A 25,815-nucleotide genomic window follows, 5' to 3' on the forward strand; every position below is an offset into this window, starting at 1 on the left:
TACGTCCGAGTCAGGACCCGTGAATCAGGTACTGCAGTGTGTCCACGAGCTTTCGGTCCGAAGCCTCGGACTTTCGGCCGGTGATTCCCGATCGGAGAATTGCGGAACCCTCGAGCAAGCTCACGATGGTCTGCGCTGTCGCGCCAAGTTCCGCCGCATCCAGCTCCGGTTGTGCACACGCGACTGCGCGCTCTACGTGTGCGATGTACTGGGCGTAGAAGTCTCGAAGCACGACCGCGACTTCTTGGTCCGCCGCTGCAATGGCCCATACTTCGACGTACAGACGCACCGTGGCCTGGTCGTCCTGTTCTCCGAGCAGGACTCCGATGAAGTGTTCGGATTCCTCGCGGGAAAGGCTCTGATCCGTATCGGGGACGACGGCAAGGCGATCCAGTGAGCGGGTCAATGCACGTGACATCACTGCGCGTATCAGATCTGCACGGGTGGGGTAGTAGTGCTGCAGATGTCCTACCCGCACTCCGGCCGCGGCTGCGAAATCGCGCATTGCCGAGTTGGCATTGCCCTGAGTAGTGAGGACCTGTTCTGCTGCGTCGAGAAGTGCTGCCGCACGGGCGGCGCCCTTGGAGAGGGTCATGGTCGCAATACTGCCACCCCGAAGCTCTCCAACTCGGAGACGGTGCGGCGAGGGTTCGGAAGCGATTCGGGGAAAGTGACTCCAGGCCGGGCATCGTCGGCCAAGGCTCGTCTGACGGCCAACGCGCCGCCCACCGCGGTGAGGTGAGCCTGGCCCTGCCGGTCGACGATTGTCGCGCTTGTCGTGCCGCTCGGGCCGGTGACATCGATGCGTACTTGCGCGCTCCCGCCCTTGCCCGGCGAGTACAGGAGTCCGCGTCGTAGCGGTGTGAAGCGGTCGCCGCGACCCCAACGGAACAGACCCACCTTCTTGGCGGCGAGCAGCGCAGTTGTGGATGCATTCGAACTGAAACCTATTCGAGTGCTGGCAGTTTCGGCGCCCAAGGTCATGGGGAACGTGAATTGTTCCGGAGTGTCGATTCTTCCGACCTTGGTGCGCGATCCGGGGAAGTCGACCCAGCGTGTATCCGTCAACGGGCTGACGGTGATCGGGTTTCCTTGCTGCATCACCTCGAAATCCTGCCCGAGCCGATCGATGAAGTCGACGGAGTCCAGCCCGGCAATGTCGTTGACGTCGTAGCGAATCGAGACGTCGATCGTGCTCGCGCCACCCAGTTCCTCGGCCAGCGCTGCGGCGACGATATTGGTGACTCCGCCCATCCATCCGGACGACAGGTACACCGGTGCGCTCGGCGACTTCTGACCCGCCAGAGTGGCGGCGCGAGCGACGCGGGTTGTCCAGCGGGTGATGTCCACGTACGGAATGCCGGCCTCGACGGCGGCGGACAGGACACGATCGTGGGGATCGTTGACCGTCGAAACGACCGCGCGTACGGACGCGTCGAAGGGTGTCGGGTCGAGGAGGTCCCAGCGGCGGACGGAAGCGCCGTGACGGCCGGCCAGTTCGTCGCCTCGCTCGGGGGTGCGTCCGGTGAGGAGTAGTGGGAAGTCGGGGGCGAGCAACGCTGTCAGGGCGCTGCCCACGGTTCCGTATCCGCCGGCCACGAGGATCGGGCCGTCGGCTGAATACTGCAATGAATCGGTCATGCACCTAACTCTAGGTCAAATGACCTAAAACGTCGAATGGGGTTCTTTCCGCTGCTCAGTCCCGGTGTCGCACGATGTTGACGACGTTGCCATCGGGTGCCCGGACGAGGAATCGGCGAACACCCCACTCTTCGGTCGTTATGGGGTGCACGATTTCGTAGCCGAGCCTGCGGGCCTCTTCGTAGGCGCCGTCGACGTCGTCCGTGTGGACTGAGATGACCGAGTCCTCGGCTGCAGTGGCGTCGTGCGTGACGAGCTGTACGTTCGCGCCGGTGTCGGGAGAGGTGTAGCGAGCGACCCACCCCATGTTGAACTCTTCGGTGCTCAGGCCGAGAAAGTCGGAGTAGAAGCTCTTGGCGGTTCCGACATCGGCGACTTTGAGATTGGCGGTGATGCGTCGAGCGCGCATGTGGTTCTCCTACCCTCGGTAACAGATGCGCTCGATGATCGTCCGAAAGCGGAGCCATGTCGACTGTGCCGTCCGAAGATGCGGGCCGCCTGGTTGATTCGATCTGTCACTGCGGATCGAACGAGCTCACAGTTCCCCACCGTGAGAAGGGAAGGACGATCAATTGAACCTTGCCGATGACATTGTCGATCGGCACCGTTCCACTGTGTTCGTCATCGAGATGGAAACGTGAATCCTTCGAATGGGCGCGGTTGTCGCCCATCACCCACAGGTTCCCGTCGGGAACCGTGACCGGCCCGAAATACCTTCCTTGACAAGAGGTATCGTTGCCCGGAATGCGCTTGTCGATGTACGGCTCGGTCAGCGGCTTGCCGTTCACCCGAAGCCCCTCTTCCTCGGACAGACACTGTACGGTTTGGCCACCGACCGCGACTACCCGCTTCACGAGGTCGTTTTCGTCCGGCGGGACCAAGCCGACGATGGACCCGAGTCCCTGAAACGCGCGAACAATCGAATTGTCGGATCGAATGGATTTGTACTCGTCGTTCCAGGACTCGGGTCCCTTGAACACGACCACATCCCCAGGTTGCGGATCCCCGAATCGATAGCTGATTCTGTCGACGAGGATCTTGTCTCCCGTGCAGCCGGTGCATCCGTGAAGTGTCGGTTCCATGGACTCCGACGGGATCAGAAAGATGCGTCCGACGAAGTTCTGAATGACAACACTCAGGACAAGTGCGACGACAACGAGGATCAGAATCTCACGCCACAGTGGACGTTTCCTCGGGTGATCGGCCACTGCCGATTCAGTGGAGTCGGTCGAGTCCTCGTGGGCGTCGGATTCCGTCACACTCCCGACAATAGATGGCGCAACCAGTCGTCGGCCCGATACGAATCTTCTCGGTTCGTGGGTCTGTCTGTCGGCTGACATGCTTCGGAATTGGATCACATCACGCGCGAAGATCCGGTCGAGATCGGCAATCCGCGCAGTCCTGACCCAAACATCGTGCCGACGAATACCTTTCGCAGAAGCAGGTTGAACAACTCTCCGAGATTCAAGCGTGCAGCACGCCGGCGCCTCTGTTGATCGATTGGCACAATCTTTTGCGAGAGATGGGCATTCTCCCACTGAAGCGTCGGTGCGAGACAGCGCCTCGTAAGGACGACTGTACTTCCGGGCAATTTCTCTCGAACTTGGATTGACCGCACGAAAACCTGATGTTTGGGGGACAATCATCTGGGGCGATCACCTGGGGCGACAAGTCGAGGAGATGCAAATGTCCGAGGCCAAATCCGAAAGCACTGAGTCTTTTTCTGAGACGACACCGCCGGCGGAGCCGTCGAAACAATCAGTGCTCAGGCGGTACTACCCGGCTGCGGTGCCCGTCGTCCTCGGCTTGATCATCTATTTCATGCCTGTTCCGGACGGTGTGGATCCCAAGGGCATGCACATGCTCGGAATCTTCGTCGGCACCATCGTGGCGTTGATCTTGCAGCCGCTGCCGACGGGTTCTGTGGCGCTGGTAGGCCTATCGATCGCCATGATCACCCAGACCGAGACGCCGACGGAAGCGTTGTCCGGCTTCAGTAACACCACGATCTGGCTGATTGTCGCATCGTTCTTCATTGCCGAGGGCTTTCTGGTCACTGGACTCGGCAAACGGGTTGCGCTCATGTTCGTGACCAAACTCGGCAAGTCGAGTCTCGGATTGTCCTACGGAATGGCGTTGACGGACTTGATACTTGCTCCGGCGACGCCGTCGAACACCGCCCGTGCGGGTGGCGTCGTCTATCCGATCATCGTCTCGCTGAGCAAGTTGGAGGACTCCAATCCCGAGCCCGAGGACTCTCGCAAGAAGCTCGGAGCATATCTGCTGCTCACGTCGCTGCAAGTCAACGTCGTGACCTCCGCGATGTTCATCACCGCCATGGCGGGTAACCCTGTGGCCGTCGATGCGGCTGCCAAGATCGGCATCGACATCTCGTGGGGCAAATGGGCGCTGGCAGCATCGGTTCCGGGAATTGCGAGTCTGATCGCGATCCCGTGGGTGATGTCGAAGATCTTCCCGCCCACGATGTTGAAGACTCCGAAAGCACCCGAGCAAGCCAGGGAGGAACTGCGCAAGGCAGGTCCGATCAGCCGCAACGAGAAGATCATGGCCGCCACCTTCGTTCTGCTGCTGGTGCTCTGGTGCCTGGGCTCGCAGCTCAACGTCAATGCCACTACAACAGCATTCGTCGGAATCGGCATCCTGTTGGTGACCAAGGTGCTGACGTGGAACAACCTGGTCCACGACACCGGGGCGTGGCAGACGCTCGTGTTCTTTGCCGTTCTGGTCGGTATGGCAAGCCATCTCGAAGAACTCGGCGTGATCTCGTGGATCGGAACCCAGGTCTCCTCGAGCGTCGACGGTTTGCCGTGGATCTGGGCTTTTGCGATCCTGACCTTGGTGTACTTCTACGCGCACTATCTGTTTGCGTCGAACACCGCGCAGATCGTCGCCATGTACGCGGTGTTTCTCGGCGCGGCGGTGGCAACCGGTGCGCCGCCGCTGTTCTCGGCCCTGGTATTCGGCTTCATCGGCAGCCTGTTCGGCGGTATCTCGCACTACGCGTCCGGTCCGGCCGGAGTGATCTACGGTTCCGGATACATCAAGACCTCGGAGTGGTTCCGAATCGGTTTCGTGATGAGCGTCGTGATCATCCTGATCTGGACGATCATCGGCGGCGCGTGGATGAAGCTGATCGGCGCCTGGTGACGATCAGTTGTCCTTGCGCCGCAATCCGAATCGCATCGATTCCTTGTTGACAGCGGCAATCGCGGTCAGCGGTATCTCCGCGGGACACACCTGCGCACATTCACCGTAGGTCGAGCACGGCCCGAAATCGGCCTCCATCTGGTGCGACATCGCTCGGGCCCGCTTGCCACGTTCGTTGCGGCCCTGCGTGACGAGAGACAGGTGGGTCAGTTTGGACCCGGTGAAGAGGTGCGCGGCACCGTTCGGGCAGGCTGCCACGCAAGCGCCACAGCCGATGCACGCGGCGAAGTCCAGTGCAGCTTCGGCACTTTGATGCGAGACCGGCTGACTGTCTGCGTCCGGCGCGGTTCCTGCATTGACCGAAACGTATCCACCGGCTTCGAGCACCCGGTCGAGCGCAGAGCGATCGACGACGAGGTCTCGGACCACGGGAAAGGCCGCGGAGCGGAACGGCTCCAGTTTGATTCGGTCACCGTCGGAGAAGCTGCGCAGGTGCTGACGGCACGTGGGAGTGTTCGCAACCGGCCCATGGGGAACGTCGTCGACGGTGATGCCACAGGACCCGCAGATCCCTTCTCGGCAGTCGGAATCGAAGGCGATGGGTTCGTTGCCGCTCTCCACGAGTTGGTCGTTGAGTCGGTCGAGGAGCTCCAGCAGCGACATCTCCACCGTCGCGTCGTCTATTTGGTAGGTGTCGAATGCGCCGGACGACTCAGGTCCGGATTGGCGCCACACGTCCACGGTGATTTTCATACGTAGTTCCTCGTCTGCAGTGGAACAGCGGTGAAGGACAACGGCTCGTCGTGTCGAACGTGTCTGCCGTCCTGGGCGGTTTCCCACGCGGAGACGAAGCACCAGTCCTGATCGTTTCGCTGCGCTTCGCCGTCGGGAGTCTGATGTTCGGCACGAAAGTGCGCTCCACAGGACTCGTCACGATCGAGAGCATCGACGCACATCAGTTCGGCGAGCTCGAGGAAATCGGCTACCCTGCCGGCCCTTTCCAACTCCTGGTTGAACTGGTTTCCGCTGCCGGCAACTCGCAGGTTCGACCAGAAATCGGTTCGCAGTGCGCGGATTTCGGCGATCGCCTTGGTCAAGCCCTCGGCCGTTCGGGTGACACCGCAACCCGCATAGAGGATCTCGCCCAGTTGTCGATGGAACCTGTCGGGGCCGTGTGTTCCGCCGACCGAGAGCAGCAGGTCCACCCGACCCCTCACGTCAGTGAGCGTCGACGTCACAGCGGGATCGGACAGTTCGAGTGGAGTGGATCCGAGTAGCGGTGCAAGATAATTCGGAATCGCGTACGGGAGGGTGAACCAGCCGTCGACGCATGCCGAGAGCAACGAATTGGCGCCGAGGCGGTTGGCCCCGTGGTATCCCCAGCCTGCCTCACCACCGACGAACAAGCCGGGGATGGAGGTCATCTGGTCGTAGTCGTTCCACAGTCCTCCCATGGTGAAGTGGGCTCCGGGGGCGATGCGCATCGGCACCGTATAGGGGTCTTCGCTGGTGGCGTCGCGATACATCGAGAACAGATTTCCGTATCGCTCCTCGATGGTCTTGCGGCCGAGCCGTGCCAACGCATCGCGGAAATCCAGGTACACACTGTTTTTCAGAGGGCCGACGCCGTGACCGGAGTCGATTTGCTCGCGGGCGGCCCGTGAAGAGACGTCGCGGGGAGAGAGGTTCCCGAACGCAGGATATTTGCGCTCGAGGTAGTAGTCGCGTTCGTTTTCGGGAATGTCGCCGGGCTCACGATCGTCTCCGGGCTTGGCCGGTACCCAGATCCGGCCGTCGTTGCGCAGGGATTCGCTCATCAGAATGGTTTTCGACTGCCACTCGGAGTTGACGGGAAGCGCCGTCGGATGGAATTGGATGAACGAGGGTGAAGCCATCAACGCACCGCGTCGGTGCGCTCGCCACGCGGCCGTGGCGTTGGAATTCTTCGCAAGTGTGGACTTGTGGAATACGGTTCCGTAGCCGCCGGATGCCAGTACGACGGCATGGCCTGTGGTGGCGCCGATCTCACCGGTCACGAGATCGCGTGTGACTATCCCTTGTGCTCGCCCGTCCGAAACGATGAGATCGAGCATCTCGGTTCGGGTGTGTAGGTTGACCGTTCCGGCTGCGATCTGACGTTGCAGTGCCTGCGACGACGCTATCTGCAACTGCTGGCCTGTCTGCCCGCGCGTGTAGTACGTGCGCGACACCTGAACGCCGCCGAAGGATCGGGTGGCCAGAGTGCCGCCGTACTCGCGAGCAAACGGTGCCCCGATGGCATTCATGTGATCGATGACGCGTACGGATTCTTCGGCGAGACGGAAACAGTCGGCCTCACGGCCCCGGAAATCACCGCCCTTGACGGTGTCCTTCACGAAGCGGGCGAGACTGTCGTTGTCCACTTTTCGAGCGCGAGCAGCGTTGATGCCTCCTTGCGCGGCGACACTGTGTGCACGGCGGGGTGCATCGTGGAAGGTGAAGGACTCGACGTGGTAGCCCAGTTCACCGAGGGAGGCGGCGCAGGCCGCGCCGGCGAGGCCGGTACCGACGACGATGACCGTGAACTTGCGCCGGTTGAGTGGGCTGACGAGCTTGTAGTCGAGTTTGCGAGTGGGCCAGGCCGTCGCCGGATCGCCGGCCGGGACCTTACCGTCCACCGGTGTCCCGATGCTGCGCAGATCGTCGAGTTCGAAGCTGTTCACTTATGACGCTCCTGTCTTCGAGATGGCGCCGGTCATGACCGCGATGGGGATCGACATGTTTCCGACCATCACGACGAGCGCAAAGATTCCGGAGAGTGCAACGCCAATCTGGCGCAGTCGTTGGCCGGTCACGCCGAGATCGTTGACCGCGCTCCAGAGTCCGTGTGCGAGGTGCATTGCCAGCAGAGCCATCGCGACGATGTAGAACGCTGCCACCAGCGGACGCTCGAAGCTGGCAATCAGATTGTCGTATGCGTAACTCTGTGTGCGCGTGGCCGCTTCGTACTCGCTGCTGCCGATGGGTCGGGTTCCGGTCGTGAGGTCGAGTATGTGGAAAATGACGAATAGCAGCAGCACAGCTCCGGTGACGGGCATCGTGCGCGCTGTAAAGGACTTGATTCCCAGACCTTTACGTCGAAATTTTCCTCGAGCTCGGCGTCCGCGGACGGTGAGCAGCCAGGCACACCAGACGTGTGCGACCAATGACGCGAGCAAGACGATGCGAAGAATCCACAGAAGTCCCTCGTAGGGCAGGAAGGGTTCGAACACCGTTCGTAGCCAGTGTGCGTAGTCGTCGAAGTGATCGGCACCGGTGTAGACCTTCAGGTTTCCGATCATGTGGACGAGAACGAAAGCGGTGAAGATCAGTCCTGTCACGGCCATCAGAATCTTGCACGTGATGTTGGACGGCCGCGGTCGAGCTTGGAGTGAATCGCCGGTAGCTCGCGATACACGGGTCGGAGCACTCACAGACAAACCTCCCACGCCAGACTTGCCGGACAGGTGCCGTCAGCCTAAGCCCGATCGGGGTTTTCGGCCAACGGATGGGTGCCCGACTTGTCTGTTAATGCAGGTGAATGGGAGTGTAGGGGTGCTCATTACCCGAAAGTAAGGAACTCGTGAACGATGTTTGACTCGACGTGGCGACGGTGGTCATGGCGCGCCGGAACGGCATCGGCCCTGGCAGTGGCCTTGTTTGCGGTGGGGTCGCCGGCTGGTGCGCAGGAGACCGTCGACCTGGCCGACGTGTTCAATCCGTTGGTCGTGAAGGCACTCCAAGGCGCTGACATTTCCACCGAATTGACTCCACTCGGGCTCTCGTCCGATGATCCGTGGTTCGACGAACCCGAAATCGAGCCGGGTACCGCCCCCGGCACACTTCTCAAAGCGCGTCCGGTCAGCGTGCAGGTCTACCAGGTCCGCCCCGACGTGGTCTCGGCTCATCAACTGATGTACACCACCACTGATCACTTCGGTCGGCAGGTGATCAGCACCGGAATTCTGATGATTCCCGAGGACGGAACTGCGCCAGGTGATCGCAAGATCATCGGATACGCCGAGGCGAACGACAGCCTCGGCGCGAACTGCGCACCAAGTCACCAGTGGACCGGCGGCAATCAGAGCGACCCGGCGATGTTCTCGGCGCTCGGCCCGGTGGCTCAGATGTTCGGCCACGGCTGGGCAGTGATGATGAGCGACGTCGGCAACGACGGCGACACTGCTCCCCATCCGTTCTCGATCGGACAGTTCTCAGGGAAGGCAACGCTCGACGGCGTTCGGGCAGCACTCGCGCTTCCGGAAGGCGGCCTCGAATCAGACACCCCTGTCGGCATCTACGGTGTCGCCGGAGGCGGTGTCGCAGCGGGCTTTGCCGCGGAACAGGCCCATGAATATGCGCCGGAACTGAACGTCCAGGCCAGTGCCATTCAGGCGATGATGATCGACCCGGCAACGTTCGAGGAAACAGCGGCCGGTGGGATCGGTTCCGGATTCGTCTTCTCGAGCATTCTCGGATTCGACGCGGGCTACCCCGACGTTCGGCTCGACGACCATCTGACTCCGATCGGTCACAACGTCGCCGCAGCCTTCCGCGCGTCCTGCCAGGCGCTCTACCTCGGACTCCCATTCGTTCCGTTCGACGTCCTACTCACCAACCCTTCGCCCCGAACGATCCCTGCGCTGGCCGCGGCGTACGCGGACAACACGTTGGGAAAGCAGGCGCCGGCTTCCAAGCTTCTGATTTCTTCCTGTGAGGACGACTTTCTCGTTCCCTTCAGTGAGGCAGAGCACTTGGCGCAGACATATCGAGCAGACGGCGGCAACGTGGACCTGCTCCCGTCGCAGTGCGGGCCGCTCGATTACGTGACCAACCTGTACAAGACGGTGACCGATCAGCTGGGTATGCAGGACATCGCCTGGCTGGCAAAGACGTTCGACGAAGCCGAGGGACGATGAGCTTGCGGAAGTCTCTGACGCGCAGGGATTTTGCGCGCACGGTTCTCGTTGCTTCGGCAGGTATCGGCGGTGCCGTCGTACTGGGAGGCAGGGCGTCCGCGGGTACTGGTGAGCTCGACAGGTACCTCGACCTGGAAGCAGTGAACGCAAACGCCGAAGCCACGGGCGGCCTGCATCCTTCTCTGCCATCGGATTCCGCGACGCTGCGGTCTTTGGTGGATACCGCCCGAGCCTCGGGAGTGGATCCGCATCGCTATCAGACACTGCTCAAGCAGTACTGGCTCGCGGTCGGGACGGAGTCGGCAGGTATCGATCTCGCTTCGTGGACTCCGTTCGACGGTGTGCACGCGAATCTCGGAAACCTCACCAACACTTTCCAGTTCTACGAGCGACTCCAGCTCGAGCATCGAGAGCTGCAGTGGGCAGGTATGGGAGGAATGGTCGGGCCCGCTTTCGCCGGTGGACTCCTCGACTTGGACTACGGGCGGGTTGTGCTGGAAGTCCAAGCGATCAGCGAGGCGATGGCACTGGTCTGGCGAGAGATCGACCGCATCGGGTCGCCGGTTGCATCGTCGATGGGAGCACCCGAGGACATTGCGGCACTTCTCGAGGTCGGCCACGAGATTCGCCCCGAGGACGTGATGTGGTTCCAGGGGAAAGTGATTGCGATGAGCAAACACATCTTCTCGGACCTGATTCCCATGCACATGGCGTGGGTTCACGACGGTGTCGACGGCATCGCCGAACTCGATCGCGCAGGGTTGCTCGACGAGAACGCCCGTATCGCGTGGAACAACATTGCTTCGGGGACACCGGAATCGGTCTTCGACGGCAATGTGCGTCTGCTGCGAAGGGAGCAGTACCAGTCGGTGGGTGATCAGTGGGACGAGGCGAAGGCCTACCGCGGCAGCGTTGGTCGCTCGTTGACTTACCTGACCACCTTCGCCGCATCACCGTCGATGCCTGGCGTCGTGCCGCCACGCGAGTCGAGCCCGCTCTCGTTCGCGGTGGGCAATGCTGTTGTGCAAACGCCGCTTCCGGACTTCAACTGGGCGGACCGGGATGGTCGTTGGACCTACATCAACGATCAGTTGCTCCCGGTCTACAACAACCTGATGAAGAATCAACCGGAACTGTGGCGAGCGACGCTGGCCGCGCCCGTCTCCGTTCGGATAACCGAGCAGCGAATGATCGCTCGCTTGCCGGACATGTTGCGGTCCATGTTGTCGACTCTGGCGATTACGGTCAACTGAACTCGGCGGTGGCGGGGCCTCAGGGTCCCGCCACCGCCCGTGAACTTGTCGGTCAGGCCTGGCTCAGCTCCGCTTGCATGCGCGCGGAGTCCTTGCCTACAGTGCGGGTAGCCAGGTAGATGAATACCGCGGTGAGTGCCAACATGATCGGCACGAGATACATGGCCGAGTTCAACCCGTCGCCGGCGTACTGAGCCAACTTCCCGGTACCGGCATCTGCAAGTGCACGCTTGGCGAACCAGTCCGAGATCGCTCCAACGGCAACCGGTCCGGAGAATCCGCCGAGAAGGTACATGGCAGCGAAGAACAACGCAGTCGCAGTGCCGCGGAGCCTGGGAACCACGACGTCGTGAATGGCAGGGTAGACGCTGATGTAGAAGCCGTAGGCCAGAAGCCACCCGGCCGAGAACAAGAGCGTGAACATCACGACGTTTCCGCCGTGTTGCAACAGTGCCAGCGCCGTCAAAGGTGCCGCCAATGCCGAGGTTCCGACACCGATCATCAACCGTGCGCGCGGTGAGCGTGCGCTGGCCTTGTCCGCGTAGCGAGCGCCGAGAAGCAATCCGATCAGGCCCGTGATTCCGACGATGATGCCCGTGACCGATGCCGCCGCAGTCAGCTTCAGGTGGTACTGGCGCATGAGCAGTGGGACGACAAACGAATTCACTGCGTAGGCGGCGAAGTTGAACGTCAGCCCGGCAAGGATGAGCCAACGAAGCGTGGGAATTGCGAGCAGACGACGGATCGGGCGGGTGATCGGTGCCTGTGAAACAGCGGCTGCGCGGGCCTCCGGACTTTCGGAACCACCACGAACCGGATCTGCCATGCGGTAGAGCACGACTGCCAGCAGGACACCGGGAATCGCCGCGAGGAAGAACGGTGCACGCCAGCTGTCGAATGCCTCGGCGATCTTGCCGACGGTGAAGTAGGCGAGCATGAGGCCAATTGGCAAACCGAGCATGAAGACACCAAGTGCGCGTGAGCGTCGTTCCGCCGGGTAGATATCGCCGATCATCGAGTTTGCTGCGGGTGTGAAGGTCGCTTCGCCCACACCGACGCCGAGACGCGCGAGGATGAACAGCACGTAGCTGCCGGCGGCACCGGTTGCTGCCGTCAGTCCGCTCCACACCAGGAGTCCGATCCCGATGATCTTGGGACGGTTCTTCGTGTCGGCCAACCGGCCCAGAGGCAGTCCTGCGACTGCGTAGACGAGGGTGAATGCAGAGGTGATCAATCCCAATTGCAAGTCACTGAGCGAAAACTCGTTCTTGATCGGCTCGGCAACGACCGAGGGGATCGCCCGGTCGAAGAAGTTGAGCATGTTCGCGAGAAACAGGGCGACGAGTGTGCCGCCGAGAAGTTTGTCACGTGTTCCGACAGGGGCGCCGTCGATGGACGGCAGCGGCGGAGCGTCTCGTTGAATTGACATGATTGTTCCACCCTTTTCGCGAGTGCTGAATGAATTGTGTTGGGGGAGAGGCTCAGGACAGAGCGTCGGCGACCGTTTTCCCGATCGCCTGCATCCCGGCCGCAGTGGGATGCAGTGGAACCGCCGGCTGGGTAGGGACGATTCCCGTGTAGTAAGCAGTGGCAGGGTCTGTGCAGATGTCATGCCCGGCAGTGGTTTCGGTGATGTCGATGTACTCGACGCCGTGACGGGCCGCAGTTGCTGCCATGACCGTGTTGCCGTAGTCGATCACACTCTGGAGATAGTCGGCGTCGCGCGGCCAGAACGGCTGAGTGCCGGGGCAGCCGCCACCACGGATGTATGTTCCGTATCCGACCACGACGATGCGCGCCGACGGTGCTCGATCCTGCGCGACTTCGATCATGGAACTCCAACCTGTGGACGCATTTTCGATCATTTGTCGCTGTTGATCGACGCCACCGGAGGTGAACTTGTCACGGCAGGACGTTCCGGCGGGTTCGGGGAGTGGATTGACGCAGCTCAGAACTGTCGGGAACAACGAGATGTCGTTGGCACCGATGGTGATGGTGACGAGGTCGGTATCAGGCCCCAATGCTGTTGCCTGCGGTGATACTTGACCGGAGAACGTCGATTGTGCGGTGTCCGTGACGTTGGCGGATCGCGCCGACGAGCAGGTCATATCCGTGAGTTCAGCGCCGAGTTCTCGCGCCACCACGGACGGGTAGTTGTCGAGTGATCGTAGACAGCCCGGTGACGACGAGTCCTGCGCGGTGACCAGTGGGCCGGCCGCCGCGGAATCGCCGAGTGCGACGTACTGGATAGTGCTGACCGGTGTCTCGGCACTCGACACACCGGTCCCGAGAGCCGCGATCGAACCGGCAGCCACGACGCCTGCCAGAATGGCTGCGCTGCGCGTTTTCCACGTCACTCGAGGCTCCTCTTGGTCGAAGGTGGGACTTCCAGTTACGCCGCTGATTGTGAATTCGTGAGTGGCGTGGGTTACATAGTGATAGGAAAAAGGCAGGTCGGCCTTGTGGTGGCAATTCAATTCTGTGGAGGGTTTTGTGTCAGGAAACAAAGATCTGCCGTTCGAGCCGATCCTGGTTGGTGGCAGATCTCTGGCCGACCGACTGGCGCAACGCACCCATCCACTGGTCATTGAGACAGTCGATCTGGTCCACCGCGACGTCACCTTCTACCGGTTGCTCCCTGACGAGGCATTACGTAACGACGTCACCACCATCGTGAGGCGCAATCTGGAACTGTTCATTTCGATGCTGCGGACCGGCGCCGATCTGGCGCCCGAGTTGCTCGCCGACATCAGCGAATCGGCTCGCCAACGGGCTCAGGAATTGGTTCCGCTCGGTGAGGTGCTGCGGGCATATCACTTGGCAGCCGGGCTGTGGTGGGAGACCATCAGCGAATGGGCGGTCCCGGAAGACGGTGTCGCACTTGCCCGCACAGGACGACTCTTGAATGCATACACCGCGGCTTCCGCGTCGGCGGTTCTTGCCGGCTACGGTTCCGACCATGTCACCCAGACGGACGAGGATTCTGCGCGAAGGTCATTGTTCGTAGCACTTTCGACGGGTGTCGATGTTGATCGGGTCTCCGACGATGTGGGCATCAGGTTGGCGCGCCTGTACTGGGTGGTGGCGCTGCACGTCGAACGGAATGACGACGAGTCCTCGACCGAGGTGGACACTGCCGTCGCCGAGCGGAGAAAGGTGCGCCACCTGCAACGAGAGCTTGATCAGGTGGGGCGTGACAAAGCGCTCGGGGTGCTCGGGAGCAGTGGCGGAGCCGTACTGATTCCTATTGTGGAATCGGAACCCGCTGAGGGGAACTGGGCGTCGAGTCCGCAGTATCTTTCATTGTGTCGACGATTGGGTGATCTCGAGAAGGTCATCGGTGCATCGACGGTTGCCGCCGTACATGTCGCGGCACCGCCGGCAATTCCCGCAGCGGTGTCGCAGGCGCGCGAGGTGCTGAACGTTGCCCGAAAGTACGGCCGTACAAGTGGGGTCGTGCGTCTCGAGGATCTTGCAGTCGAGTATCAACTGACCCGCCCGAGCGCTGCGCTGCCGATCCTCGCAGATGTGTTGTCGCGGTTGGAGTCCGATCCTGCCGTGCTCGAGACGCTCGAATCTTTCATCGACTCCGGATTCGATCGAGCTACCACCGCTCGGCAGTTGCACGTACACCCGAACACGGTCGTGTACCGCCTGCGTAAAGCGAGTTCCCTGACGGGACTTGACCTGTCGTCACCGAAAGATCTTGTACAGGTCACCATGGCGCTGGGAGCGCGTCGCGCGCTCGGAATGGAGGCGGACTCTTCCCAAACGTGATGCGTCTGTGGTTCTCTGTGAACGTGTCTGATTCTCGGATTGGCAATCCGGCCGGGAGACATGGCCAGACTGGGTCAGCTGATGGTGCAACGAGGCGCGTGGCGTGATCAGACGTTGATCGACTCCGCCTACCTCGACGAGTTGTCCGCGCCCTCTCCGTCCAATGGGGGGTACGGCTTCTTGACCTGGGTGAACGCGGGCGAGGACTTCTACTCCGTGAATGCGCCGGTGAGCAAGTATGTTTCGCATCCGGTGTGGCAGAACGCGCCTCGGGATCTCTATCTCCAGGAGTTCTTGCGGCTTGTCGTCGCTTCGATCGTGGACGTTCCACCGCCGCCGTACGTCGGGCCTCCCGTGCATGGGTCGGGTGGTCCGCTCATCGACGATCCGTCACAGCTCGTCGGCTTCGCGAACCCCGAATTGATCTTCGACACGATGGTCGGGACGGGGCGAGCAGGAACACCCGGATGCAACATCGTGATCTGCAACAACGAATTGTTGCCGTTCAGTGTCGCCGGCCTGCTCGGGGATGCTGCAGCTCAGATCGGTAACGCGGCAGGCGCGTCGATTCGAGATGCTGGTAGATGACGGTTTCGAACCCGAATTGTTGCCCAATATTTATGTTTAATCTGTGTGACGGTCAGTGAACAGTAAATTTGAGTCAAATGATGCAATCGCGACGAAATGTTCGTTACCGTGGGCTGGACAATCGACAATCTGGGGGTTCGGCTACATGGCAAATGTTCGTAGGTCTCTGACGAAGGGATTGATTGCTGCTTCGGTAATCGCCGCAGCCGGAGTGGGATTGTCGCCGGCGACAGCGAGTGCCGACATCACTCCGACGACGGTCGTCAACGGCATCCTGTCGACGGTGGGCGGCTGCCAAACACCGGTGCGGTCTCTCATTCTTGCGTGCACGAGTGCTGAGACGCTGACACGCCAGTCGCCCGTGCTGCTCGACCTCAACCCCGTGGGCACGAACATCGTCGTCTTGGGTGCCGGCCTCTTCGACGACGGCACGATGCGTCCGATGTTGGTCGACCGGCTTCAGGCGGCGCTCCAGCTGGCCCGTCAGTACCCGCAGTCTCCGATCATCACAAGCGGTGGGGCTCCGAAGGCCGGAGTAACGGAAGCCAGGGCAATGCGCGAATGGCTCGTTGCCAACGGCGTCAACCCGGGCCGGATCACCGAAGAGGGAACTTCGTGGTCGACAGTCGAGAATGCGATCAACTCTGCGCGGATTCTCGCCGATCGAGGCGCGACCGGCGTGGTTGTGGTCTCGAGCGCCAATCACGTGGAGCGCGCGATGGTGGACTTCCGCGTTGCAGTTCTCGGCCGGATCCCGGTCGCAGGCGTAATCGCTGCAACCTGACGTCAGTGATTGTGGGAGTTGGACTTTCGCCAGTTCAACGGCGAGGCGTCGAATCGTCGACGGAAGGCGCGGCTGAACGCTGCATCGGATTCGTAGCCGACAGTTATCGCAATGGTTCCGACCGGCTCGGTGGTTTGCACGAGTAGTTCGGCGGCACGGTCGAGTCGGCGCTCGGTGATGTAAGCGCCGGGCGTCTGGCCGACCAGTCGCGAGAAGCGCTCCGCAAAAGACGATCTCGACAGGGTGGACAGCGTCGCCAGTTCGTCGATGGTCCAGTTGCGTGACGGGTCGTTGTGGACGGCCTCGAGGGCCTGCCCGATTCGTGGATCCATTGCTGCGGTCAACCATCCGCCGTTCGATCCGTCCGCTCGAGCCCACGCTCTGAGGATCTGGACGAAGAGAAGGTCGAGAATCCGGGAAACCATCACGGAGGAACCAGGTTTCGGATCGTCCACCTCGGCGCCCAACAGTCGGCTGCTCACCTCGAGCCACTCGACCGGGGTTCCTTGTGTCGCGCGCAGTTCGACGAAGTCCGGCAGAACGGACAGCAGTCGCAGCGCTGCGACGTCGTCGAGTGTGAAAGTACCGAAAAGCCAACATGTTTCGTTTTTCGTGTGCATCGGCATCGCATTCTCGATCGTATGAGCAAGCCCATGGGGTAACAGTACGAGTTCCCCGGGGCCGAGTTCGATCGGGGCTTTGCCCTGCGTTCTGATCACGATGTCACCGTGCTCGGCAATGTGAAGTGCTCGCACCCCCGTGGGTACCTCCACGGTGAAGTTCTCGCCGTGGACGCAGCGATGAATCTGATCACCGCGAAGGTGGACGACTTCGAGAACGTGCGAGAGGGTGTCCCGGGTTCGAGTCTCGTCGGTGGTGGGTACGTACCGCTGTGATGATGTTGTCCTCATGGATCGATCACTCCGATGTCTCGAGCATTCGGCGTTTCTGCACAAAAACTTGGCAATCTGGTCATGGTTATTGATCCAGGATCCCCTTAACGTGGGTAACAGGCAAGGTCTGGGTTTCGAAGGCTTGCCGATCGTCGGAGTATTCGTCGCACTGCGTATCTGGAGGAGTTGGTCATGACAGAGAAGGTAAACATCGTTCTGGTGCATGGAGCCTGGGGAGACGGTTCTCATTGGCGTCACGTCATACCCACCCTGCACAACGCCGGGCATCGAGTGGTTGCGGTCCAGAATCCGCTTACTTCGCTCGCCGACGACGTGGACCGGACCAGGAAGTTGGCCGAATCGATGGACGGCCCGACCCTGCTGGTCGGACACTCGTACGGCGGCGCGGTGATCACAGGCGCGGGTCATGCGGAAAACGTTGTGGGACTGGTATATATCGCTGCCTTCGCGCCGGACGAGGGTGACAGCCTGGGAAGTATCTTCGCCCGCACGGATCAGCCGGCGGGCGCGGCGAACATCGCGCCGGACGCCGAGGGCTTCTTGTGGATCGCCCCGGACAAGTTTCAGGAGAGTTTCAGTCAGGATCTCGACGACACGGAAGCATTGGTCATGGCGCTGACGCAGAAACCCATTGCGGGTCAGTGCTTCTCGGACCCGTCAGGGCCGCCGGCATGGCGTGGGAAGCCCAGTTGGTATCAGGTTTCAGGGCAGGACCGAATGATTCCGCCGGAAACCGAGCGATGGATGGCAGAGCGTATCGGTGCCCGCGAGATCGAGGAACTCGACGCAGGCCATGCATCCTTGGCGTCCCACCCGCACGAGGTCACCCAGTTGATTCTGCGTGCTGCTGCAGAATTGTCGTGACGGCGTAAATCGTCCGGCTGTTCGAGTGGGCTGCCCATCACGACTAATTTGTCGTCAGTCCTCGGAACTGCCCAGTCGGTGAAGCAGCGCTGTCAGCGTGGTGATGTCGTCCGTATCCCATTTCGCGAGTCGGGCGCGCCAGCGATCTATCTGGTGATTGCGGATGGTCGTGAGCTTCGTTCGCGCCTCAGGGGTCAGAGCTACCAACTTGGCGCGAGCGTCGTCGGGATCGGGGATTCGTTCCACCAGGCCGAGTCGAGCTGCGGCGTCGATTTGCCTGGTCAAGGTGGACTTCTCGATATCGAGGGTGCAGATCAGGTCGGACATCCGCACCGCATCCGAACGGTTCAGGATGACCAGAACCGGGTAGAGCGCCGGATCGAGTTTGGGATGAATTGCGCGCGCATAGGTGCGCGCCTGGGCGCGTCCTCGTTGCCACATGTCGGCAAGTTCCATCTCCAGGCCCGTGATCGGATCTGAAACCACTGTCGTTTCCCCTTTGGTGCGATTCGTTCGGTGTTCATCAAACCAGAAGGGGGGCCGAAGTGATTTGGGTGAAGTCACGCTGAGCGAAAGGTACGTTCGGCGTACTGAAGGCGCCGGGCGTACCTTTCGCTCGCAAGGTGGGTGGGTCAAGCCACCGCATACGCCCGCACGCACGTGTTCAGGTCGCGGGTGAGATCGGCCGCGGTACTGGTCGGAGAACCGAATTTCACGACGGACCCGTCGCTCCCGTGGAACAACAGCGTCGGAAACGAAGTGGCGCCGAGCCTGCGTGCTCGGACGAAATCAGCGCGGGCGGCATCCTTCGAGGCGGCGGTGAACAGGGAAGACACCGCGGCAGATGGGTCGAGTTGGAGGGATTCCGCGATGGATCGGTACGTCTCGGGATCGGAAAGGCTGCGACCGTCTCGGTAGAACGCGATCTGCATGGCCTCCGCGATGTCGAGGGCGCGTGTCGGATCTTGCGCGCGCAGTGCGGCGAGTCCGATCGCTGCATCCGTCGAATCCATGACGAACCGCCCATCAGTCACCAGTTGTGAATATCCGTCACCGAAGACAGCGCCGGTCTGGGCGGCGATGGTCGCGTTGGCTGATTTCAGGTACGGAGCCGAAGACATGGGCGCGACGCGCTCACCGGTGAACAGTCCGCCGCTGACCACGGACAAGTCGATGGAATCGGCATTTTGACGGACGAACTCCGTCAACGCAGGGCCGAAGCCGAAACACCACCCGCAATAGGCGTCGAAGACGTAGGTGAGTTGCGTCTTGCCTGCTGTTTCCGAGCGTGATGTCTGCACTGGAAGATTCCTATCCGAGCGTGAACTGATTGATACCCTGACGATATGTCGCATTCGGGTATTCGGTCACGGTGAAGATGAGTCCCGAACTAGTGAAAAACAGACAAGTACCCGTCCGGGACGTCGGGTACGCATCGTCGGTGGCTGACGCGACCGAGATCGAAGTACTCAGCCTGGACACCATTCGCATCAACGGGGGAAGCGCAGAGTTCGTCGGCCCCCAACGTCCGCAATTTCACTTGCTCGCGCTGGTGACCGAGGGCTCGGCGCTACACACCATCGACTTCGTGAACTACGCGGTGAGCCCGGGGACCGTGTTCTGGGTCAGACCGGGGCAGGTGCAACAGTGGGGGCGAATCCAGGACTTCGAGGCGACGGTTGTTCTGTTCACGCCCTCGTCGCTCGATGCCGTCAGCCAGCAGTTGTTGGACGGGAACGCCCGCAGTCGGCAGGCAGCGTGGCAGTTGTCCGGCGAGAACCTCGAGACCATCAGCACGGGTATGAAACACCTGAACCTGAACTACGGCTGCCCGGATACTTCCGCGCCGGTCGTTCGCGCGGCCATTCTGCGGCACACGCTGACAGCAATTCTGTTGAAACTGACCCATCTCGGTGGACAGGAACAGAGTTCCGTGCTGGCGCACAATGACGTGTTCGAAAGGTTTCATGCCGTTGTCGAACGTGACTTCGCCACGGTCCGTTCGGTTTCGGAGTACGCCAACAAGATCGGGTACTCCGAGAAGACTGTGCTGCGGGCCACCCGAGCCGCTGCCGGGATGACGGCAAAGCAGTACATCGATCAGCGTGTGGTTCTCGAAGCGAAACGTCTGCTGTCTTTCGGCACGGACACGGTCACCCAGGTGGCGTCGAAGTTGGGGTTCGACGATTCTGCGAACTTCACGAAGTTCTTCGCCACCCGGGTGGGTGTTTCTCCGCTGACCTTCCGTCAGGACGTCAGAGCGCGCTGAATGCCGCCCATCGCGCGTCGGCGCTGTCGAGGGTTCCGATACTGTTCTGCCCCTTGCCATGTGCGATGCCGTCCAGATCCTGGATGATCCAGTAGATGGCAAAAGGATGGCTGCCGAACCAGAGATCACCGCTGACGTCCAGAGCGTGCGCCGGATCGGGTGTCAGGTTGTCGAACAGTGGAGTGTTTCGCACGATGGATGCGTCGTACTGCTGCCCGGAAAGTACGGCGACGGTCTGCGCCGCATGCTCGGGTAGGAGTTCCGGCGAGACGGGGGAAATCGTGCCGGTGTCTTGATTGTTGGTCGCGTTGACTTCCGATGCCGGCCTGGTGAATCCGGCCTCGGTGACCAGTGTGGAGATGGGAGTGGTCGGTGGCACGGTGAACAGGTTTCCGCTGTAGCCGAGAAGGATCGCAAGGCTCTGGCCGGCAGCCGCGGACTTGACGCCTTCGAGGCCGGATTCCAGCTTTCCGATCATGGCGGTAGCTTCGCTGCCTCGATCGAGCTGTGCCCCAGCGTGTTCGAGCACATCACGCCACGGCGCCGAGTACGGGAGGACCAAGGTTGGCGCCACGGAATTGATCTGCGCGAACAGGCTCGGTAGTGGACCGGCATTGCTCATCAAGATCTCGTCGGGTTCGACGGACGCGATCTCCTCGACGGCGGGGTTGGCGAAGAAAGTCGGCTTGTCGAGAACTTCGACGCCCTGCTCGCGCAGAATCGACTTGGCGACGTCCGATCGCAGGGTGCTGTAGACGACGGTGGGCTTCACGCCGAGTGCGAGTGCACTCAACCCCGCGTACTCGTCGAGCGCGAGAATGCGCTGCGGTGAGGCCGGAACTTCGACGGTGCCGAGTTCGTGGGTGACGGAGCGAGTTGCAGAGGCGGTGTCGGACTCGGCGGAGCTGCTGCACGCGCTTGCGCCGGCGACGGTCAGGAGAAGCGCCGAGACGATGCCGAATGCGGTTCGGGTGGTGAACATCTGAGGTCAACGATCCATTCGTGGGAAGAAGAAGGACAGGAGGGTACCGGCCAGCAGTAGGCCGGAGCAGACGAAGAGGGCCTGGGAGTATCCGGAAACCAGTGCTTCGGTCGGCGCGCTGTCCGAACGTGCCGTCGAGGAAGCGGCGACGCTCACGAGAACGGCTAGTCCGAGTGAACCGCCGATCTGACGCGATGTACTCAGTAGCCCGGATGCCATGCCGACTTCTTCGGGGGGAGCGTCGGCGGTGGCGACGTTACTGAGCGGCATGAACGACAGACCGATGCCGATGCTCGCCAGAAGCGAAGGCACCAGGATGACGGCCCAGAAGGGACTGTCGAGGTTCATGGTCGAAAACATGAAAGTTCCGATTGCGGCGACTGCTGTCCCGACTACGAGCAGCGGTCGAACTCCGTAGCGCGGAAGGAGTTTGGTGGACGCGAGGATGCCGATCACCAGGCCGAAGCAGAAGGGCAGGAAAGCCAGACCGGTGGTGGTCGGTGAATAGCCCAGCCCGCGTTGCAGGAAGAGTGAGACGAAGAAGAACGCGCTGAACTGTGCCGCGCACACCAGGCACATGATGGCGTTGGCCAGTCCGATTCGGGGTCGAAGCAGGGTGGACAGTCGTACCAGTGGTGTGGCGCAGCGGCTTTCGACCACAACGAAAGCAGTGAGCAGCGCGATCGTGAGCGCGAATCCACCCAGCACGTAACCTGAAGTCCAGGAATGTGATTCCGTGGCGATCACTGTGCCGACAAGGGCGGTGATTCCGGCCGTCGCCAAGATGGCTCCGGGGAGATCGAGAGAGCCGCCTCTGGCGGCTTGGCCGGCCGGCAGGCCGCGGGCACCGGCAACTGCGGCGATCAGGGCCACTGGTGCGCCGGCGAACATCACCCATCGCCAACTGAGCCCTTCGGTCAAAATGCCGCTCAGGACGACACCGAGTGCGCCGCCCAGTGCTGACGACATTGCGCCGATGCCGAATGCCTTGGCCCTGGCGCGTCCGGTGGGAAAGGCCTGACTGAGGGCGGCGAGCCCGGCCGGCGCGATCAGTGCAGCGCCGACGCCTTGAAGCGCCCGAGCTCCGACAAGCATTTCGGCGGACACGGAGAAGGTGCCGACGATGCTGACGAGGGCGAACAGCAGAAGCCCGGAAACCAGAACTCGACGAGTGCCCATCACGTCGCACAGACGACCGCCGAGAAGCAGCAGTCCGCCGAAGGCGAGGGCGTACGCGTTGACGACCCAGGACAACCCGGCGTCGGAAAAGTTCAGCGATTCCTGGATGTCGGGCAGCGCGACGTTGATGACCGACATGTCGAAGGCCACCAGGAACTGCGCTGCCGCGGCGGCTGTGAGGACCAGAGCCGGTGCGGCTACCGCTCGAGTTGTTGTTGTCATTGCAGGTACCTAATTTGTATACGCGTTCTCATAAGTAGTTAGGTTTACCTTGCTGGCCACTGAGATGCAAGGGGTTCCCCGGGCGAGAGCGTCGTAGCAGGGGCGCGCACAATCGACGGATGGCCGAAAAGATGGAACCGAGATCACCGCGGCTCGGACGTCCCCCGACGATCACGTCGGAGCAGATAGTCGACGAGGCGAAACGGCAGCTTCAGACCGGCGGCGCCGACGCGTTGAGCATGCGCGCGTTGGCGAAGTCGCTCGGCACCACGCCGATGGCGCTGTACCGGCACGTGGGCGACAAGGAACAGCTGATCAGCGCGGTGCTCGATGTGTACTCACAAGATCTCGGCGCGCTGGTCCTGCCGCAGGATCAGGTCGAACGGCTTCGCACGATCTTCACCGCGATCTTCGAAAAGCTGGCGTCGGAGCGCTGGATCATCGAGTTGCTTCAGCGCGGTGGCCGTGGTGGGAGCGGCGCTGTGGTCTTGGTCGATCGGGCGATGGCCGCGTGTGTCGAACTCGGTATGTCACCTCGTCGCGCACTGTTGATCTATCGAGCGCTGTGGAACTACACACTCGGCGCATTGCTCAACATCTACGACACCACTACGCGACCGGAAGGCAGCGTGTCACCTCTCGCGGTCAAGATCCGAGAAATCGGGCCCGAGAAACTGCCGGTGCTCAGTGAGGTGCTCGAGGACTGGCCGGGAGGGACGACGACTGAGAGCTACTTGGAAGGACTGGAAGTCTTGATCAGCGGATATATGAACTCCGACTGAGTGTGTTCACAGCAGTCCGTGCCGCGGTGGGATTGTCCCGGACAGTGTCCACCGGCCGATGTGCTGGACCTTCCACCTCGTCGGATCGTGCAGGGTGTGCGTGCGCGCGTCACGCCAGAATCGGGAGAGGTTCGCCGATTCGCCCGCGCTTCTGGTGCCACCGATCTCGAACAAAGTGCTCGTGGCCGCCAATGACGCCCTGGCGCCGACCACTTTGGCAGTTGCAGCGTCGATGGATGCTCGGGCCGTGGAGTCCTCGGTGGGATCACGACGCGCCACGTCGATCGATCGCGCTGCTTCCGCCAAGAGGGATCTGGCAGCGCGAACCTCGATTGCCGCTTCGCCGGCGAGTTGAACGAGCAGTGGATCCTCCACCGCTGTATCGACTTTCGCCTCGAAGAAGGGACGCGCCTTTGCCGCGAGTTTCACGGATTCACGCAGTGCAGCCGACGCGATGCCGGTGTCGATCGCGGCGTGCAGGATCTGGGCCTGTGCTCCGTAGGTGGTCGGGTGAGTGAAGAGCGACGTGAATGGTACGACATTGAACCGCGGCACCGAAACGGATTCCAGGGTCACAGTTCCGCTTGCAGTTGTCTTCTGTCCCATGCCGTCCCAGTCGTCGACGATCGACAGTCCGGGAGTATTCCGGGGTAGGTAGACCGCGGATTTCACCTGTGCGCCGGTCTCGGTGAATTGATCCGCATTGGCGGCACGCACCACGATCCAATCTGCGAAAAGTGCTCCTGTGCAATAGAATTTTCGACCTTCGAGCACAAAGTCTTCCCCGTCGGGGGTGAGAGTGGTGCCGTCGATGTCGATGGTCTTGTTGCCGCGCTCGCTCTGGGCGTTGGCGAACTGCTTGCCCGACAATGCTTCGGCGTAGAAGAACTGCTTCTGCTCGTTAGACCCCTGGTACCGGAGCGCTTCCAGGAAAGTGAAGTGGCTGTGCGGAATCTGCGCGATGCTGGGATCGCCCTCGGCGAGTAGGCGGAAGACCTCGGCCAACGTCTCGGTGCTTGCGTCGATGCCACCGAACTCCTTCGGCACCGAGAGTCCGAGCAAGCCGGACCGCGCCAGGGTGCGAACCTCGTCGTGGGGAAGGTGGCGCTGCGCATCGCGGACTCCGGCACCTGCCGCGAACTCGTCGGACAGCTGTGACGCCACCGAGAGCGCCTCGTCCTCGCTGGTGATGCGGTGCGCGATCTCCTGAATGTCCACAGCAGTCATGCTGCCACCGTTTCACAGTCGCAGCACCCACCCAACACTTACAACCTGTGTGATCGCTACCCTGGAAACCACTGGGAACTGCATGTTTGCTGGGTTTCATGTCTACTGAACGTATCGCCGACGAGATCAAGTTCGCCTACTGGGTGCCCAATGTCAGTGGTGGTCTGGTCACCTCCGACATCGAGCAGCGGACCAGCTGGGACTACGAGTACAACAAGAAGCTGGCGCAGACCGCCGAGAACAACGGCTTCGAGTACGCCCTGAGTCAGGTACGTTACGAGGCGAGCTACGGGGCCGAATTCCAGCACGAATCCACGAGCTTCAGCCTTGCGCTTCTCCTGGCCACTGAGAAGCTCAAGGTGATCGCCGCGGTGCATCCGGGACTCTGGCAGCCGGCCGTGTTGGCGAAACTGGGCGCTACCGCCGATCACTTGTCGAACGGTCGTTTTGCCGTCAACGTCGTCAGTGGTTGGTTCAAGGACGAGTTCACACATCTAGGCGAGCCGTGGCTCGAGCACGACGAGCGTTATCGGCGTAGCGCCGAGTTCCTTCAGGTTCTTCGGAAGATCTGGACGGAGGACGACGTCGATTTCCGCGGCGACTTCTACCGCATCCACGACTTCACGTTGAAGCCGAAGCCTCTCAACACTCCGGAGCGCCCCAATCCCGAACTGTTCCAAGGTGGTAACTCGGCGGCAGCCCGTGAGAACGCGGGCCGGTATTCGGATTGGTACTTCAGTAACGGCAAGGACTACGACGGCGTCACCGAACAGTTGGTCGACGTTCGCCGTGTTGCTCGTGAGAACGATCGGGAGGTCAAGTTCGGGCTCAACGGATTCATCATCGCCCGCGACACCGAGGCGGAAGCAAAGGACACACTGCGCGAGATCATCGCCAAGGCCAACCGCCCTGCGGTCGAGGGATTCAAGAATGCAGTCCAACAGGCCGGCGCATCGACCGCGTCCAAGGACGGGATGTGGGCGGATTCGACGTTCGAGGACTTGGTTCAGTACAACGACGGTTTCCGCTCGCAACTGATCGGCACGCCGGAACAAATCGCGCATCGGATCGTCGAATATCGCCGTCGCGGTGTCGATCTGATTCTCGGCGGATTCCTGCATTTCCAGGAGGAGATCGAATACTTCGGGGCCAAGGTGCTTCCGCTGGTTCGTGAACTCGAAGCAGCCGACAGCGACGAGCAGGTGCTCGTCACCGCCGGCTGATCGCC

25 protein-coding genes are annotated in these 25,815 nt (G+C 61.5%); 10 read left to right on the forward strand and 15 right to left on the reverse strand.

Annotated features, from left to right (window positions below; genetic code table 11):
- Positions 1-10 precede the first annotated feature (10 nt).
- The 4 genes from V3587_RS21580 to lepB all read right to left on the reverse strand — a co-directional run bounded on the left by V3587_RS21580 (position 11) and on the right by lepB (position 2,900).
- Positions 11-595, reverse strand: coding sequence for a TetR/AcrR family transcriptional regulator (locus V3587_RS21580; protein WP_003943180.1), 585 nt, complete (start codon positions 593-595; stop codon positions 11-13).
- The gene (locus tag V3587_RS21585) at positions 592-1,641 is read right to left on the reverse strand and encodes a saccharopine dehydrogenase family protein (RefSeq protein WP_042921555.1); all 1,050 of its coding nucleotides are present in this window, start codon (positions 1,639-1,641) and stop codon (positions 592-594) included. The genes V3587_RS21580 and V3587_RS21585 overlap by 4 nt, the downstream gene beginning before the upstream one ends.
- 55 nt (positions 1,642-1,696) lie before the next feature.
- Positions 1,697-2,050 (reverse strand): glyoxalase superfamily protein, encoded by a 354-nt coding sequence (locus tag V3587_RS21590; RefSeq protein WP_003942961.1) that lies wholly within the window; start codon positions 2,048-2,050, stop codon positions 1,697-1,699.
- Between the two features lie 106 nt (positions 2,051-2,156).
- Positions 2,157-2,900, reverse strand: a complete 744-nt coding sequence (gene lepB, locus V3587_RS21595; RefSeq protein ID WP_042446389.1) for a signal peptidase I — start codon at positions 2,898-2,900, stop codon at positions 2,157-2,159.
- 427 nt (positions 2,901-3,327) lie between these two features.
- On the opposite strand from lepB, the gene V3587_RS21600 reads away from it, so the two are divergent.
- On the forward strand, positions 3,328-4,809 hold the full coding sequence (locus tag V3587_RS21600; protein WP_042446385.1) for an anion permease: 1,482 nt from the start codon (positions 3,328-3,330) through the stop codon (positions 4,807-4,809).
- A gap of 3 nt (positions 4,810-4,812) precedes the next feature.
- Here the strand turns inward: V3587_RS21600 and V3587_RS21605 are convergent, their stop codons facing one another.
- From V3587_RS21605 to V3587_RS21615, 3 genes are read right to left on the reverse strand one after another with little or no spacing between them, the layout of a single operon-like run.
- Positions 4,813-5,562: a succinate dehydrogenase/fumarate reductase iron-sulfur subunit gene (locus V3587_RS21605; RefSeq protein ID WP_283377154.1), complete on the reverse strand. Its 750-nt coding sequence runs from the start codon at positions 5,560-5,562 to the stop codon at positions 4,813-4,815.
- Positions 5,559-7,511, reverse strand: a complete 1,953-nt coding sequence (locus tag V3587_RS21610) for a fumarate reductase/succinate dehydrogenase flavoprotein subunit (protein ID WP_007730764.1) — start codon at positions 7,509-7,511, stop codon at positions 5,559-5,561. The genes V3587_RS21605 and V3587_RS21610 overlap by 4 nt, the downstream gene beginning before the upstream one ends.
- Positions 7,512-8,261, reverse strand: coding sequence for a succinate dehydrogenase cytochrome b subunit (locus V3587_RS21615; protein ID WP_283377155.1), 750 nt, complete (start codon positions 8,259-8,261; stop codon positions 7,512-7,514). It lies immediately after the preceding gene.
- Positions 8,262-8,417: 156 nt separating this feature from the next.
- Between V3587_RS21615 and V3587_RS21620 the strand changes: the two genes are divergently transcribed.
- Positions 8,418-9,746, forward strand: coding sequence for a lipase family protein (locus V3587_RS21620; RefSeq protein ID WP_116057753.1), 1,329 nt, complete (start codon positions 8,418-8,420; stop codon positions 9,744-9,746).
- Positions 9,743-10,999, forward strand: a complete 1,257-nt coding sequence (locus tag V3587_RS21625) for a Tat pathway signal protein (protein WP_283377156.1) — start codon at positions 9,743-9,745, stop codon at positions 10,997-10,999. Before V3587_RS21620 ends, V3587_RS21625 begins: the two co-directional genes overlap by 4 nt.
- Positions 11,000-11,051: 52 nt before the next feature.
- On the opposite strand, the gene V3587_RS21630 is transcribed toward V3587_RS21625, so the two are convergent.
- Together V3587_RS21630 and V3587_RS21635 are read right to left on the reverse strand one after the other, a co-directional pair.
- Positions 11,052-12,428: a spinster family MFS transporter gene (locus V3587_RS21630; RefSeq protein ID WP_054187513.1), complete on the reverse strand. Its 1,377-nt coding sequence runs from the start codon at positions 12,426-12,428 to the stop codon at positions 11,052-11,054.
- A gap of 52 nt (positions 12,429-12,480) precedes the next feature.
- Positions 12,481-13,356, reverse strand: a complete 876-nt coding sequence (locus V3587_RS21635) for an SGNH/GDSL hydrolase family protein (protein ID WP_054187512.1) — start codon at positions 13,354-13,356, stop codon at positions 12,481-12,483.
- Between the two features lie 136 nt (positions 13,357-13,492).
- On the opposite strand from V3587_RS21635, the gene V3587_RS21640 reads away from it, so the two are divergent.
- The 3 genes from V3587_RS21640 to V3587_RS21650 are packed head-to-tail and all read left to right on the forward strand — an operon-like array spanning position 13,493 to position 16,148.
- The gene (locus V3587_RS21640) at positions 13,493-14,776 is read left to right on the forward strand and encodes a PucR family transcriptional regulator (protein WP_007730774.1); all 1,284 of its coding nucleotides are present in this window, start codon (positions 13,493-13,495) and stop codon (positions 14,774-14,776) included.
- Between the two features lie 60 nt (positions 14,777-14,836).
- Positions 14,837-15,364, forward strand: a complete 528-nt coding sequence (locus tag V3587_RS21645; RefSeq protein WP_007730781.1) for a hypothetical protein — start codon at positions 14,837-14,839, stop codon at positions 15,362-15,364.
- Positions 15,365-15,419: 55 nt separating this feature from the next.
- Entirely contained in the window at positions 15,420-16,148 is a 729-nt protein-coding gene (locus V3587_RS21650; RefSeq protein WP_030536059.1) for a YdcF family protein, read from the forward strand.
- 2 nt (positions 16,149-16,150) lie between these two features.
- Here V3587_RS21650 and V3587_RS21655 read toward each other — a convergent pair whose 3' ends face one another.
- On the reverse strand, positions 16,151-17,059 hold the full coding sequence (locus tag V3587_RS21655) for an AraC family transcriptional regulator (protein WP_283383828.1): 909 nt from the start codon (positions 17,057-17,059) through the stop codon (positions 16,151-16,153).
- Positions 17,060-17,233: 174 nt separating this feature from the next.
- Here V3587_RS21655 and V3587_RS21660 point away from each other — a divergent pair, with 174 nt between their 5' ends.
- Positions 17,234-17,926 carry an alpha/beta hydrolase gene (locus V3587_RS21660; protein WP_007730784.1) on the forward strand — a complete coding sequence of 231 codons (693 nt, stop codon included), beginning with the start codon at positions 17,234-17,236 and terminating at the stop codon, positions 17,924-17,926.
- A gap of 54 nt (positions 17,927-17,980) precedes the next feature.
- Here V3587_RS21660 and V3587_RS21665 read toward each other — a convergent pair whose 3' ends face one another.
- Positions 17,981-18,412 (reverse strand): MarR family winged helix-turn-helix transcriptional regulator, encoded by a 432-nt coding sequence (locus V3587_RS21665; RefSeq protein WP_003942924.1) that lies wholly within the window; start codon positions 18,410-18,412, stop codon positions 17,981-17,983.
- 146 nt (positions 18,413-18,558) lie between these two features.
- Entirely contained in the window at positions 18,559-19,227 is a 669-nt protein-coding gene (locus V3587_RS21670; RefSeq protein ID WP_007730785.1) for a DsbA family protein, read from the reverse strand.
- Positions 19,228-19,367: 140 nt separating this feature from the next.
- Between V3587_RS21670 and V3587_RS21675 the strand changes: the two genes are divergently transcribed.
- A complete protein-coding gene (locus V3587_RS21675) occupies positions 19,368-20,195 on the forward strand; it encodes a helix-turn-helix domain-containing protein (RefSeq protein ID WP_030536057.1) in 828 nt (275 codons plus the stop codon).
- Here V3587_RS21675 and V3587_RS21680 read toward each other — a convergent pair.
- Both V3587_RS21680 and V3587_RS21685 read right to left on the reverse strand, forming a co-directional pair.
- Positions 20,182-21,177, reverse strand: a complete 996-nt coding sequence (locus V3587_RS21680) for an ABC transporter substrate-binding protein (RefSeq protein ID WP_007730787.1) — start codon at positions 21,175-21,177, stop codon at positions 20,182-20,184. The genes V3587_RS21675 and V3587_RS21680 overlap by 14 nt on opposite strands.
- A gap of 6 nt (positions 21,178-21,183) precedes the next feature.
- A complete protein-coding gene (locus V3587_RS21685; protein WP_003942889.1) occupies positions 21,184-22,578 on the reverse strand; it encodes an MFS transporter in 1,395 nt (464 codons plus the stop codon).
- A 119-nt stretch (positions 22,579-22,697) separates the two neighbouring features.
- On the opposite strand from V3587_RS21685, the gene V3587_RS21690 reads away from it, so the two are divergent.
- Complete coding sequence (locus tag V3587_RS21690; protein ID WP_007730788.1) at positions 22,698-23,360, forward strand: TetR/AcrR family transcriptional regulator; 663 nt, start codon at positions 22,698-22,700, stop codon at positions 23,358-23,360.
- A gap of 6 nt (positions 23,361-23,366) precedes the next feature.
- Here V3587_RS21690 and V3587_RS21695 read toward each other — a convergent pair whose 3' ends face one another.
- Positions 23,367-24,587 carry an SfnB family sulfur acquisition oxidoreductase gene (locus V3587_RS21695; RefSeq protein ID WP_007730789.1) on the reverse strand — a complete coding sequence of 407 codons (1,221 nt, stop codon included), beginning with the start codon at positions 24,585-24,587 and terminating at the stop codon, positions 23,367-23,369.
- Positions 24,588-24,685: 98 nt separating this feature from the next.
- Here V3587_RS21695 and sfnG point away from each other — a divergent pair, with 98 nt between their 5' ends.
- Positions 24,686-25,810, forward strand: a complete 1,125-nt coding sequence (gene sfnG, locus V3587_RS21700; RefSeq protein ID WP_007730790.1) for a dimethylsulfone monooxygenase SfnG — start codon at positions 24,686-24,688, stop codon at positions 25,808-25,810.
- Positions 25,811-25,815: the final 5 nt, after the last annotated feature.

This window comes from Rhodococcus sp. IEGM 1306, from assembly GCF_036541985.1.
Lineage (GTDB): Bacteria > Actinomycetota > Actinomycetes > Mycobacteriales > Mycobacteriaceae > Rhodococcus_F > Rhodococcus_F qingshengii.